The organism is Sphingomonas gellani (genome assembly GCF_900110035.1).
Lineage (GTDB): Bacteria > Pseudomonadota > Alphaproteobacteria > Sphingomonadales > Sphingomonadaceae > Sphingomonas > Sphingomonas gellani.
Genome location: NZ_FOCF01000008.1, coordinates 1 through 12,072 on the forward strand (window position 1 = coordinate 1; position 12,072 = coordinate 12,072).

Consider the following 12,072-nt stretch of genomic DNA (forward strand, 5'->3'; position numbering starts at 1 on the left):
CCCGTCCGGCTGGTGCCGGCGAACGGTGAGGTGCTGCACCACCGGCTCGGCCACAACGGCACCGCCGGCCAGTGGGCGAGCCTGCATGCCAAGTGCATCCGCCCGGGCGAATGGCTGCTCGCCGGCGACACGGCAGTGGTCGGCTGATGCTCGCGGTCCATGGCGGTTTTGCGCTGGCGATGCTGGCCGGGCACTGCCCGCCATCATCCGTGCAGGCGCTGCGGATCGCACCTGCCGCGTCGGGGCGTGGTGACGGCTCCGACTGGGCGAACGCCGCGCCGCTGACCGCGCTGAACAGCATGGTCGCGCAGGCGGCCGCGATCGGGGGCGAGGTGTGGCTGCGCGCCGATGCCGGCCCGTACACGCTGCCGACGCAGATGATCGTCAGCCGGGGCGGCACGGTCGCCAAGCCGGTGGTGGTGCGCGGCGTCGACGTGAACGGCCAGGACATGAAGGCGGTCATGGTCGGCGACCGGGCGCCGAACTGGAGCAAGGGCAAGGCGGTCGGCGGCGAGCATATCTGGCTGAACGCCGGCGCCAGCTGCCTGACCTTCCGCAACCTGACGTTCCAGGATGCCGGCACCTGCATCCGCCTGCGCCAGAACAACAGCTTCCTGACGTTCGAGGACATCGACGGCTACAACATCCGCCGGCTGATCCAGAACTCGGCCAGCACTGGCTCCACCGCGACGATCGGCTTCCTGACGATCCGGCGCTGCACGGGCCATGGCTATTCCAAGCAGTTCATCATCGTGCGCTATGACAGCCACGACGTCCTGATCGAGGACTGCCATGCCGACGCGCAGCGGCAGGACGGCGACAACTGGTCGACCGGCTTCCAGATCGACGACACCGCGCACGACATCACCTTCCGCCGCTGCGTGTCCGAGAACAACTATCAGGACAATGGCACCGACTATTGGAACGCCGACGGCTTTTCGGGCGAGCGAGGCAATTACCGCATCGTCCTGGAAGACTGCGTCGCTCGGAACAACACCGATGGCGGCTACGACTTCAAGAGCCAGATCACGCTGGTCCGCTGCAAGGGCGAGGGCAACAAGCGCAACTTCCGCATGTGGGGCGTCGCCCTGCTGCTGAACTGCATCGGCATAAACCCGTGGAAGGTCGGCTCGGGCTCGATCGGGCAGGTCTATGCCTATGGGAATAGCCGCGTGCTGGTGCAGGGCGGCACGTTCACGCAGGCAGCCGATTTCACCTGGTCGCCATTCCACATCTTCGAAACCGGCTTCATGGCGGTGGACGCCGCGGCGCAGGCCGGCGTCACCAAAGGCGCCTCGGTTGCGATGTTCGACAGCGAGGGCAACGACGACGCGCTGTTCGGCACCTGGGACCATGACGACGCGGTCTCGCCGACGATCAGCCAGCTGCGCTACCGCGTCCCCGGCCAGCCCGTCACGGTGGTGCCGATCGACGCCTCGGGCGCGGCCCTGTCGATCGCGGAGAACCAGCCACAGGCGTTCGCCTTCACCGCATCGGAGAACGCGACGCTGGTGGTCGAGGGACCTGACAGCGCCAAGTTCGCGGTGTCCGGTCGCACGGTGCTGATGAAGGCGCAGGATTACGACGTCGCCAACGGTCCTGCGGCCGACGGGTCGAAGACGCTGCGCATCACGGTCCAGGCGATCGACGCCAACGGCAATCCGTCGCGCGCCTATCCGCTCGCCGTCACCATTCTCGACGTCGACGATGCCGCGATCGGGCCGGCCGAAGCATTCGACTATCCGAACGCGAACGGTTGCTGGTTCGACTTCTCCCAGGCGCAGTTCTGGTCCGATACGGCAATGACGATCCCGGCGCAGCTGGGCGACCCGGTTGCGGCGGTCACCGACCAGAGCGGGCGCGGTCATCACCTGTGGCAGCCAGATCCCGATCGGCGGGCGCCGCTCCGCCTCGACGGGCTCTACACCTGCCTCGACTTCAACGGCACGAGCCACTGCTACAATCTGGGCCAGCCGGGTGACTTCCGCTTCCCCAACTTCACCGCCTTCCTCGCGCTGAAGAAGGCGAAGGATGCCGGCACGGCTCCGGCCTATGCGCTGTTCTTCGGCCGCCGGGCGGCGTCGACCGATGGCGGCACCAACAGCAGCAACGGCACCTTCTGGTTCGGCGTGCGAGGTGGTGTCTCGGTCACCTACCGCTGCACGGGCCCGAACGGCACCTCGGACGGCGTCGGCGCCGCACCCGGCAAGCCGGTGGTGCTGTCGTTCCGCACCCTCGACCGCGTGGTGCGCTCCAACGCGGTACAGATCCTGCCGGCGGACGGGTCGACCGGCGCGCCTATCAACAACACCTACCCGCTCGCCACCGAACAGGCGCTGGTCGGCGCACGCTGGGACGGCGTGTCGAACGACTTCACCAGCTACTTCAAGGGGCCGATGTACGGCTTTGCGGTCCTGGACCGCGACTGCCCTGACGCGATCCGCTTCCGGATCGAGCGGCAGTTCGGCGTGGCTTCGGCCGTCTCGCTCTAAACGAGGGAACCTCCATGACCATCATCAACACGCGCGGCCGTGAGGCCGGGCGGGAAAGAGCGCGTCCATGAACAACGCTAGCTATGCCGCGCAGGCGGTCGCCCGCGGGCCAAAGACGCTCGCCCCGCCCTCGTTCGACGGTCAGGGATGGCTGGTTGCTCTCAACTTGGGTGCGATGACGGCCGGGTGCCTTATCGCTCTCATGGTAGTGGTGACGCTCGGCACCGACTGGTTTCGCTATCGCAAGACCGATCGACGGCTTTCGCCTGCTTGGGTGTGGCGGGCGTCGATCATGCTGTTCGCCACGGGCATCGCGCTCCGCTGCGGCGCGGAGGCGGTGACGCTGTGGGGCTGGGACCCGCGCGAGCCGGAGGCGACCGCTGCATTCCTGACGGCGAAGCGCTTCGTTGATCCAGTGGCGGTCACCTGCGGCCTGTCGGGGTTGTTCGTGTCAGTTCTGGCGCTCCCTGGCATGCTTCGCCAGCTGCGCCGCCAGCCCTTCCCGCTCGACCTGTGGCAGACGTGGCCGATCGTGCAGCGGATGATGTGGCTGGCGGGAGCGAGCATGCTGGCCGCGATTGCCGTGGTGTCGCTGCGATGATCTGGCGCCTGGGGGCAAGCATGACCGCGATCATCCCCGTCGCGGCAGCAGCGGCACGCAACTCGGGCGCGACCCTCGCAACGGCCGAGCCGGTGATCTGGACCTTCTTCGGCAGCCCGTTCCAAGCGGGTAGCATGGTCGCGGCCGTGTTCGGCTGTGGTGCCGCGCGCTGGTGGATCGGCGCGGGCGCATCGCTGCGCAAGACCTACCGCTGGCGGCTGGACGTGCCGGTCAGCGGAATCGCTCTGGCGTTATCGGCAGGCGTCGTCATCGAGAAGAGTCCGGATCCGCTCTACGCGCTGATGATCGGTGCCGGCCTGGGTGTGCTGGGCGAAGGCATCTTCGCCCTGGCCGAACGTCAGATCGAGCGTCTGACGGGCGGCCTTATCGCACCGGAAGCCGGCCCGACCGCACGGCCGTCCGTTTCAGCTGGCGACGCCGAGAGCACGGCCAAGCTGCTCAACGACATCTTCCCGCCCAAATCCTGACAGGAGAACGACCATGGCCAAAGAACCAGCGTGGCTGATCGCCGCGCGGGCGAAGCTCGGCACGCGTGAAGCGGCCGGGCCCGCCAACAGCCCGACGATCATGGGGTGGGCCAAGCGGCTCGGCACCAAGGTCCTGGGCATGGTCTACAATGCCGACAGCGTGCCGTGGTGCGGTCTGTTCGTCGCCACCTGCATGGACGAGGTGGGCATTGCGCCCGCTCCGATCGCGGTGCGGGCAAAGAGCTGGGCGACGTGGGGCCAGAACCTCGCAGCCGACACGCTCGCGCCCGGCGCGGTGCTGGTGTTCGAACGGCCGGGCGGCGGGCATGTCGGCTTCTATGCGGGCGAGAACGCGACCGCGTACCGGGTCCTGGGCGGCAACCAGGGCGATTGCGTCAGCCTGACGTGGATCGCGAAGAACCGGTGCGTTGCGCGGCGATGGCCGACCGGACGGCCGGTGATCGGCGCACCGGTGCAGCTAGCAGCGTCGGGTGCGCCGCTGTCGAGGAATGAGGCGTGACCCGGCTGCTTTCAGCGGTCCTTGCCGATTACGGGCCCGGCATGGTCGCGTTCTGGTGTCCCGGATGCCAGAGCAACCACCCGATCCGCGTCGGCCCTGAAGGGCATGGTGCGTCGTGGGGCTATAACGGTAATCCCGACAAGCCGACCTTCACTCCCTCCGTCCTGATCCGGACCGGACACCACATCCCCAGTCAAGCGGGCAAGCGCTGTTGGTGCGACGCCAATCGCGAGCGTGTGGAGCAGGGGAAAGAGCCGCACCACTTCACCTGTGATGTCTGCCATTCCTTCGTCACTGACGGCCGCATCCAGTTCCTGTCGGACTGCACTCACGCGCTGGCGGGGCAGACGGTCGATCTGCCGGAGTGGCCCAAGTGACGGCGGCTCTTGCACTGCTACGCCGCTTCTGGCCCGCGATCCCGGTTCTGCTGCTCGCCCTTTGGGCGGCCCGCCTCGACCAGCTGCGGGCCGGCTACCGTGCTGACCTGCTGGCCGAGCGATCCGCGCGCCAGCTGGACGCCGCGAACGGCCGCGCCGCGCTGGCCAAGGCGGAAGGAAGCTACGCCACGCGCCACGCGCAGGCGACCGCCACCTATGCCGATCGCCTCGCCACCCGCGAGCCGATCATCCTCCATTCCACCAACACCGTGAGGGAATATGCCCAGACTGCTGCTGGCCGGGCTGTGTGCCTTGGCGCTGACCGGGTGCGCGGCATCGATGCGCTCGACGCCAGCCTCTTTGCCCACGATCCCGCCCGTACCGACGGAAGCGAGGAAGAGGTGCCTGCCGACCCCAACTGAGCGGCAGCCAGACGGCTCCGCCACCTCTGCCGATGCGGAGGCGACGATCCGCGCCGCCCGCGCCGACCTCGCCCGCTGTGACGCTCGCCGGCAACTCGCCGTCGACGCCTGGCCCCGCTGACCACCCCGCCACCCGGAGAACCCACCTATGGCTTACAACATCCCGACCCGTAGCGGTCGTGGAGCCGGCGCATCTGTGCCCTATGTCCCTGCGCTCAGCGACCTCGTCCTGTCGGGGGCATTGGTCGCGGGCGTTGCGTCATCGGGCACGATCCTGAACGCCACGCCCGGGTCCGCCATCGCCAGCAACCTGTCCGGGCTGGCGGTGAACAGCGCCGCCCGCACCTACACCTACAACGGGTCGGGATCACCCGGCACTACGGCGGCCGCGTTGACCGAAACGCTGGCAGGCGCGACGTACAGTCCGCGCAGCAACGCTGTCACGATCGTCGCGGGCGCGGTGCCAGCCTTCACCTCCAACCCTTCGATTAGCCCCGGCAGTGGAAGCGCCGATGCCACCTTCACCGGGATCGATGGTGCGATGAATAATGGTGGCTCTATCTTGGGCCGCCGCTGGCTGCTGAACGGAACAGCGATCGGCACGGGGACAACGATCGTTCCCGGCGCGGCCGGCGCGTTGGTCCTGGAGAACACCGGAACTGGCAACGTCGTAGCAACTTCGGCTTCGGCTACGGTGTCGGCTGCCGCCCCCACCCCAACACCTACGCCAAGCCTCGCGATCAACGGCGCGCCGTCCAGCGCCACAGTCGGCACCGGCCTGGCTTTCTCGCCATCCATCACCGGTGGCACCTCGCCCTATTCGCTGACGCTGGCGAGCGGCACACTGCCTGCCGGCCGGGCGATCGTCGGCAATGCGGTGCAGGGCAACTACACCACGGCAGCGGACTACAGCTACGTGCTGAAGGCCCCCGATGCGACCGGCGCGACGGCCACGCTTGCCGTGTCGGAAACGGTGGCGGCGTCCGGCCAGCCGCTCAACCTCCAGCGCCTGAATGCGCTGCCCGCTAACTGGATGCTGGCGACGCTGGGTGCCTCCCGCTTCCGTCAGGGGTCCGGCGTTGGCTTGTCCTCGTCGGGCTACACCGGCGGGGCGGTCTATCGGCAGAGCATGGCTTTCCTCGAACACGCGCGATCGGAGACCATCGGCTTCCGTTATCCGATCTGGTTCGACGCCGGCTCGCCGGACAGCAACTTCAAGCTCAACGGCATGTGCTTCTCGAACGATGGCGATAAATTCAGTTCGATGCTGGAGCGGGTCGATCGCGTCCTCGCCAGCGACGCCGATGTCGTGCTCATCAATTCGTCTATCGGATCACTCCGCCAAGAGACCACGCCTGCTACCTATGGGGCCGAGTTTCAGGCACTCATCTCGCTGATTATCTCAGGTCGTAATGGCCGCGTGCCCGGCAAGGCGGTGGTGATCGACAACCTGTGGGAGCGTGGTCCGAACGGGGACAGCATCTGGGCCGTTGGTGGCACCAAGCAGATCATACCGGCGGTCAATGCGGCCATGAAGACGTGGGCCGATACGAACGGCATTCCGGTCCTCGATTTCCGTTCGGTCATGACGCAGGCCGATGCGAATGGCGACGTGCAGCCGATCCCCGGCCTGGTCCGGACGGACAAGACGCACGAAAGTCCCGCCGGCGCGGAGGTGATGAAGACGGTCTTCCTCAACGCCCTTTCGCCCTACATGAAGGCTGTCACACCGCCTGACGCCGCGGCGTCCGACAATCTGCTGGGAACCGTTGGCACCATGGCCGGCACCGGCGGCACCATTGGGTCCGGCTTCGCGGCTGGCTCGGCACTGGCGACCGGCCTGACCGCCTCGCGCGGAGGCACCGGACTGTCGACCGTGACGATCTCCAAGCTCAACAAGGTGCCCGGCAACAGCCGGCAGGGGTCTGCGGCGTTGGACTATGTCCGTGTCGCCGTCGATCCCACGGCCATGACCGGGACCGACCCGGATACCGTCACGATTGCCGTCACGGCCCCGCCATCGGTCACGGCGGGCAAATGGTATGCGCTGGAGGTCCTGATCGAGAAGTCGGCGGCCGACAAGGTCAACTTCATCCGCGCCTCGACGCGCGACGGTAGCACGACGACTGCGACGCAGGCTTCGTCTCACGTCGGATGGGCGACGGATGATGGCGGTGGCACCAACAACACGCCGCTGGTGCTGCCCAACGCCGCCTTCGTTCGACGCTATCGGACACCGCCGTTCAAAGCGCTGAATACCGGTACGGGTCAGGCAGTGGTGTTCCTCAGCTACGGTGCCTCGGCCACACCCTTCACCGTCGATATTGCAGCAATGCGCCTGATCGAGCTGACCGATCAGACCCGGTTGCTCTACGATGAAGGCCTGCCAGCCGGCACCACGATCAGCACGCAAGCGGAGCAGTCGTTCGCAGGCGACGGCGTAACCACGCCTGTGGTGCAGCTGGTAGCCAGCAAGCTCGGCTACTGGAAGTTGACGGGCGGAGCCGATGTTTCCGCTTGGACCGTAGATGGCTCGGGCAAGATGTCCCGCGCCACGCCGTTCAACTACGGAGTGCCAGACGACGCCGACGCCGATCGGGTGGACAACATCACCGCGACCATCACCCCGTTTGACCTTCGCGACGCGCCGGTCAGCCTGGCGATGAACATCACCAACACGTACGCCTACACCGGCTTCGGCGACAGCATGTACCGGGCCTCGGACGTGGCGGAGGAGCTGTCGGCCAACGCCAACTGGACCAAGTATGGAACCGGCACGCAGGTGGTCCAGGCGCAGGCCGGCACGGCTACGGGCGCGGCGACGAAGCGCGGCGTCATGAGGGTAAGCTCGGGAACAGGGCGGGTCTTCTATGCCGCCCCGCAGCAGCCGGCTGGTCCGACGCATGCGGCAGAGCAGCAGATCAGCTTCAGCCAGCAGATCAGCTCTACCAACTATTCGCCGACCTTCGTGGTGAACGGCAAGGACGCTGACAACTGGATGGGCCTGCGGATCGGCCCTGCCGGCACGCTGAGCCTCTACAAGATGGAGGCGGGAACGGGTGCCACGCTGGCCACGCTCAACATGTTCGCGCCGTACAATGCCGTCTCCGGCATGACCGTGCGGCGGCTCGGCGACGTGCTCTACGTAGACCAGGGCGGCGTGACGCTGGGAAGCTACGATCTGACCGCCCAGGCCAATTTCTCCGCTCAGGGTGGGTATAAAAGTTGGACGTTGGGTGGTGTTGCGACCCATGTCTCGTCGCAGGTCGTCTCGCAGGTCTGCAAGAATGTTGTGGCGCGAACGGCCACTCCGCTTCCCAACAAGGAAGGCGTGCCAGCGGCGGTCTTCGAAGCGACCGGCAACACTACCTCGCCCACTGGCACGGCTGGCAACCCCTTCGCCGCGCGTGTCACGACGCTGACCGGTTCGACCGTGACCATCCAGAACATCAAGCTGAACAACGCGGTGGACAACAGCGGCACGCTGTTCCCGGATGGCGATCAGGTTCGGATGACCTCTGCGGTCGCCGGAACCTGGACCTACGATGTGGTACAGACCAAGGCTGGTGCCGTCTACTCGGGCCGCGTGACCAGCATGACCACCGTCATCAACTGAAGTCGTTTGGGTTAGCGATCCATCCGAAATGACCTTGTTGTCATCTAGACCTTGGGTGGTAGGCTCGCCTAACCCCCAGCCGCGCCGACTACTCGCCGCGACTGGGGGAATACGTGTACGCAAGGGAGCTACTAGGGTCGACGGTCGGCGAACCAACGCCTGCCGCGACTGACCAAATCAGTACCAGAATCAGCGTCCGGCGCGTTGGTGGTTCGCATCCTGTCGTGCTCTACGGGTTCATCGTGGTGATGATGCCATTGCTCCCGCTGAGCCTCGGTATGATCGGATGCCGAATCTTCTTCACGCAGCCAGAGAGCGGAGGACCAAGCAAAGCGCATATGCTCCTTCGTAAACTGCAACGCCGATCAACCCGCTACACCGCTGCCCGCACCGAGGCGGGGTGGCGCTGGCGGGACTAGCGATAAAGCACCCGTCCGCTGGCGGTCAGCGGACGGGCAAGGCTACTAGCGCGGCCGGGCTCAGGCTCCGGCCATCACGAGTCCAGAAGCTGCCCGGCCATATTCGAGTCGGTCAACGGCGCGCATGCTCTGCGCGCCTAAAGTCGTGACCGTCGCCGGCGGGCGGATGACCATCGCCGAAGTCTGACGGGCGGCATCACGCCGTCCGCAGTCCAGAAGGACCCATCACCATGAAAAAGCTGATCCTCGCCCTCGCGGCGAGCCTGTTGCCGTGTGCGTCTTTCGCGCAGGTCGTCACCGTCACCGCTCCGCTGCCCGACAAGAGCGGGGATGGTCGGGTGATCGTCTCCACCCAAGCCAAGGCGCTCGGCGTCTCCAGGGGCACCGTCCTGACCCGTTGCGGGCAGACGCTGGTCTATGTGGGGCCGAAGAGCGTGTGCCCGCCGCAGCCGGAGGCGCTGTCCGTGGCTGCCACGCCGGCTGCTCCCCGGCTGACCAGTCCCGGCACCTTTGCCACCACGCGCAACTTCAGCGCTGGCGGAGGCAGCATCGCCAACATGCGCTTCACCGGGCTGGGCACCATCAGCCGGCCGCGCGGCGTGGTGCCCGACCTCACCCTGCGCGACATCCAGGCGGACGGTGCCAGCTTCATCCTGCGAAACTTCGAGGGCAGCGACGCCACCCCGCGCGTGACGATCGCCCGCGTCACCAGCCTGAACGCTGGACCGGGCGGCTTCTACTTCCGCGGTTCGTCTTCCGGCACGATCACCGACGTGCGGATCGAGGCGACCAGGCCGAACACGCAATCGTCGAAGGTCCCGGCCGGGATCGGGCTGGCGGGCAAGAACGCGAACGACAATGGCGGGCCGTGGACGATCAGTCGGTTCTACATTCGCGGCATGCAGTCGACTGGCGATATCTTCAACGGCGACGGGATCGCGACGGAGAAGGGCTATCACGATGTCACGATCACGGACGGCTATAGCGGCTGGAACCGGGATGCCGGCTACGACATCAAGAGCGTCCGCACGACGCTGAACCGCGTGGCCGCAGAGGGGAACCGGCGCAACTTCAAGGTCTGGGGCGACAGCGACTGGGGCACGATCACCAGCATAGACCCGTGTCAGCCGGGGCGCGGCGAGTGCGCCCATGTTCAGGTGCAGGGATCGACCCGCCTCCACATCGGCCGCCTGATCGCCCGCAGCGGCAACGCCACGCCGCTGTTCCAGACGGAGGGCGGTATACCGACGATCACGGTTGACGCGTGCGACCTGAAGCTGCCGGTCGGGACGCCGCTGCTGAAGGGCAAGGCCGTGCTGCACCTGGGGCCGGGCTGCACTGCCCCCTGATCTCAATCCTGCTCTGGTTCGCAATACTCAGCATAGATTGTGACTTCATGATAACCGTCCAGCTTTGGCAGACTCTCGTCCCTCGGCGGTGAGAACTTCAAACCAACGCTGTGACGGTACTGGACGATGCGGATAGCGAAGTCGGCCGCAGCTGGGCCGTACTCTGGTTTTTCGGGCTGAGCGGAGATCTGCACGATGTCGCCCACTTTGAAGCGACCATCATTAGGCACGAGGAACATGAGGTTTCCCAAATTCGCGTACCGGCTGTCGGGATGAGGCGGGCGCATGATGAGCGCTGCTTGGGTCGGGGGAGATCCTGGTCTATGAGGCAACCTTGCTCGTGCAGCCTCGGCGATGAACGCCGAACGATTAGGCGCTACCGCATCAATCGACCGCAGGAGGTTGGCGTCGATAGACACCAAAACTCGCTCAACCTTCACGGGAATGTCGGCGCGAACCATCACGCGAGCGACATCATCTGCGCCCTCCACCATCTCAATGCTTTCGAGGTCAGAGGGTGCCGGAATATCGTCCTTGTCTCTAATCATGCCTTCAAGGTGAAGCGCGAGAGCCTGTTCGGCCTGGATGCACGCTGCGCCGATGGAGGCGCCGTGAGCGACCAGGCCGTCAAAGTCGGGGAAGGTTACGCCGAACCCGTCGGCGCTGCGATCAATCATAGCGGGATAGTAGACTGCGGGCATAGCCTGTTCCTTGCCGTGCGCGAGGCGCGGGTGTTGATATGAGTTCTGGGGGCCTTCCGGCTGACCCGGCCCCTTAGGGCCGGAGCCTTATCCCGGTCGCTTTCTCGATGCTGATGATGTTCCTGAGCGAGAGGTCTTTGACCGGGTGCTGGACGGTGACCTTGACCCCGTCCTTTTTGAACTGGTGGTGATCGCCTCGCGTCGCGACCTGCTCCCACCCGTTGGCCTTCAGAACCTTTATCACTTCGCGGCTGCTAATCATCGGATGCTCCTTGCTATACGCAATATATACGTTAGCGAGCATACGACTGCAATACCAAATATATACCCACGCAGAAAACATGGGCGGAACACGTCCGTTGAAGGCGCCTGCAAATGCTATCCCTCTGTGAACGCGAATGAAAGGCGCCGTTCACCCCCGCAAACGACGGTGCAGCCGCTTCCACTCCACCTCGGTACGCGGGAACGGATCGGCCAGTGTAGGCGGCTCCGGCGTGGCCTTCAGGCGCACTCCCCTGCCCTGACATTCCGTGCACCGCACCCGGTAGCGCAGCGCCTCCAGCTGCGTGTTCCAGCTTCGCAGCAGGGCATAGCGGTTGAGGCGCTCGGCGTCGAAGATATGCACCCGCCCACACGGGCAGATTAGCTTCACGTTGGCCTTGTGCTTGATCAGGTCCGACAGGCTGTCGAGCCGGGTGTTTGCGCCCACGACTTACGCCCGCGAGGCGCGGATGAAGATCGCGGCATGGTCGCGGTACTTCTCCTGCCAGAACTCGCCAGCCTCCGCCCAGGCCGGGAGGTCCAACACCCGCGTCCCCTCCCACAGCTGCTCCGCCATGTGCTCGATCAAGCCGTCTTCGTCGTTGGCGGTGCAGATGCGGCAGCGGCTGTCAGTGCAGTCGGCCATGGGAAGCGGCTTCTACCGCGCTGATCACGTAGGTGAGGTTCAAGGCCTCGTGCTGGTCGTCGCACTCGGCGAGCAGATCCTCCAGCCAGTCCAAGGCATCGAGGTAGCCGACGTCGGCGATCAGTTCTTGTGCGATGATGCGCGCTTCGATCTCGCGCTGTTCGTTGGGCCGGCCCATGC

At 66.0% G+C, this 12,072-nt stretch carries 13 protein-coding genes; 8 read left to right on the plus strand and 5 right to left on the minus strand.

What is annotated here, in order from left to right:
• The first annotated feature begins 146 nt into the window (after nucleotides 1-146).
• The 8 genes from BMX37_RS14275 (at nucleotide 147) to BMX37_RS14310 (ending at nucleotide 10,284) form a co-directional block, all read left to right on the plus strand.
• A complete protein-coding gene (locus BMX37_RS14275) occupies nucleotides 147-2,492 on the plus strand; it encodes a right-handed parallel beta-helix repeat-containing protein (RefSeq protein ID WP_170841986.1) in 2,346 nt (781 codons plus the stop codon).
• A gap of 67 nt (nucleotides 2,493-2,559) precedes the next feature.
• On the plus strand, nucleotides 2,560-3,093 hold the full coding sequence (locus BMX37_RS14280; RefSeq protein WP_093666453.1) for a hypothetical protein: 534 nt from the start codon (nucleotides 2,560-2,562) through the stop codon (nucleotides 3,091-3,093).
• Between the two features lie 20 nt (nucleotides 3,094-3,113).
• Nucleotides 3,114-3,581: a hypothetical protein gene (locus BMX37_RS14285; RefSeq protein WP_212611456.1), complete on the plus strand. Its 468-nt coding sequence runs from the start codon at nucleotides 3,114-3,116 to the stop codon at nucleotides 3,579-3,581.
• A 13-nt stretch (nucleotides 3,582-3,594) separates the two neighbouring features.
• Complete coding sequence (locus BMX37_RS14290; protein WP_093666454.1) at nucleotides 3,595-4,101, plus strand: TIGR02594 family protein; 507 nt, start codon at nucleotides 3,595-3,597, stop codon at nucleotides 4,099-4,101.
• Nucleotides 4,098-4,478 (plus strand): ubiquitination-like system serine protease family protein, encoded by a 381-nt coding sequence (locus BMX37_RS14295; protein ID WP_244501612.1) that lies wholly within the window; start codon nucleotides 4,098-4,100, stop codon nucleotides 4,476-4,478. Before BMX37_RS14290 ends, BMX37_RS14295 begins: the two co-directional genes overlap by 4 nt.
• Nucleotides 4,475-4,900: a hypothetical protein gene (locus tag BMX37_RS14300; RefSeq protein ID WP_093666456.1), complete on the plus strand. Its 426-nt coding sequence runs from the start codon at nucleotides 4,475-4,477 to the stop codon at nucleotides 4,898-4,900. The genes BMX37_RS14295 and BMX37_RS14300 overlap by 4 nt, the downstream gene beginning before the upstream one ends.
• A gap of 148 nt (nucleotides 4,901-5,048) precedes the next feature.
• Complete coding sequence (locus BMX37_RS14305; RefSeq protein WP_139198094.1) at nucleotides 5,049-8,516, plus strand: SGNH/GDSL hydrolase family protein; 3,468 nt, start codon at nucleotides 5,049-5,051, stop codon at nucleotides 8,514-8,516.
• Between the two features lie 649 nt (nucleotides 8,517-9,165).
• Nucleotides 9,166-10,284: a hypothetical protein gene (locus BMX37_RS14310; protein WP_093666458.1), complete on the plus strand. Its 1,119-nt coding sequence runs from the start codon at nucleotides 9,166-9,168 to the stop codon at nucleotides 10,282-10,284.
• Nucleotides 10,285-10,286: 2 nt separating this feature from the next.
• Here BMX37_RS14310 and BMX37_RS14315 read toward each other — a convergent pair whose 3' ends face one another.
• The 5 genes from BMX37_RS14315 to BMX37_RS14335 all read right to left on the minus strand — a co-directional run bounded on the left by BMX37_RS14315 (nucleotide 10,287) and on the right by BMX37_RS14335 (nucleotide 12,070).
• Nucleotides 10,287-10,985, minus strand: a complete 699-nt coding sequence (locus tag BMX37_RS14315) for a type II toxin-antitoxin system HicB family antitoxin (protein WP_093666459.1) — start codon at nucleotides 10,983-10,985, stop codon at nucleotides 10,287-10,289.
• A 73-nt stretch (nucleotides 10,986-11,058) separates the two neighbouring features.
• Entirely contained in the window at nucleotides 11,059-11,247 is a 189-nt protein-coding gene (locus BMX37_RS14320; RefSeq protein ID WP_212611457.1) for a type II toxin-antitoxin system HicA family toxin, read from the minus strand.
• Between the two features lie 150 nt (nucleotides 11,248-11,397).
• The gene (locus BMX37_RS14325; protein WP_093666460.1) at nucleotides 11,398-11,694 is read right to left on the minus strand and encodes a hypothetical protein; all 297 of its coding nucleotides are present in this window, start codon (nucleotides 11,692-11,694) and stop codon (nucleotides 11,398-11,400) included.
• A 3-nt stretch (nucleotides 11,695-11,697) separates the two neighbouring features.
• The gene (locus tag BMX37_RS14330) at nucleotides 11,698-11,892 is read right to left on the minus strand and encodes a hypothetical protein (protein WP_093666461.1); all 195 of its coding nucleotides are present in this window, start codon (nucleotides 11,890-11,892) and stop codon (nucleotides 11,698-11,700) included.
• Nucleotides 11,876-12,070: a hypothetical protein gene (locus BMX37_RS14335; RefSeq protein ID WP_093666462.1), complete on the minus strand. Its 195-nt coding sequence runs from the start codon at nucleotides 12,068-12,070 to the stop codon at nucleotides 11,876-11,878. The genes BMX37_RS14330 and BMX37_RS14335 overlap by 17 nt, the downstream gene beginning before the upstream one ends.
• Between the last annotated feature and the right edge of the window lie 2 nt (nucleotides 12,071-12,072).

Bases quoted from the DNA above. Each gene is read 5' to 3' on its own strand.
- BMX37_RS14275 (WP_170841986.1), top strand. From the start codon at position 147: ATGCTCGCGGTCCATGGCGGTTTTGCGCTGGCGATGCTGGCCGGGCAC.
- BMX37_RS14280 (WP_093666453.1), top strand. From the start codon at position 2,560: ATGAACAACGCTAGCTATGCCGCGCAGGCGGTCGCCCGCGGGCCAAAG.
- BMX37_RS14285 (WP_212611456.1), top strand. From the start codon at position 3,114: ATGACCGCGATCATCCCCGTCGCGGCAGCAGCGGCACGCAACTCGGGC.
- BMX37_RS14290 (WP_093666454.1), top strand. From the start codon at position 3,595: ATGGCCAAAGAACCAGCGTGGCTGATCGCCGCGCGGGCGAAGCTCGGC.
- BMX37_RS14305 (WP_139198094.1), top strand. From the start codon at position 5,049: ATGGCTTACAACATCCCGACCCGTAGCGGTCGTGGAGCCGGCGCATCT.
- BMX37_RS14310 (WP_093666458.1), top strand. From the start codon at position 9,166: ATGAAAAAGCTGATCCTCGCCCTCGCGGCGAGCCTGTTGCCGTGTGCG.
- BMX37_RS14315 (WP_093666459.1), bottom strand. From the start codon at position 10,985: ATGCCCGCAGTCTACTATCCCGCTATGATTGATCGCAGCGCCGACGGG.
- BMX37_RS14320 (WP_212611457.1), bottom strand. From the start codon at position 11,247: ATGATTAGCAGCCGCGAAGTGATAAAGGTTCTGAAGGCCAACGGGTGG.
- BMX37_RS14330 (WP_093666461.1), bottom strand. From the start codon at position 11,892: ATGGCCGACTGCACTGACAGCCGCTGCCGCATCTGCACCGCCAACGAC.
- BMX37_RS14335 (WP_093666462.1), bottom strand. From the start codon at position 12,070: ATGGGCCGGCCCAACGAACAGCGCGAGATCGAAGCGCGCATCATCGCA.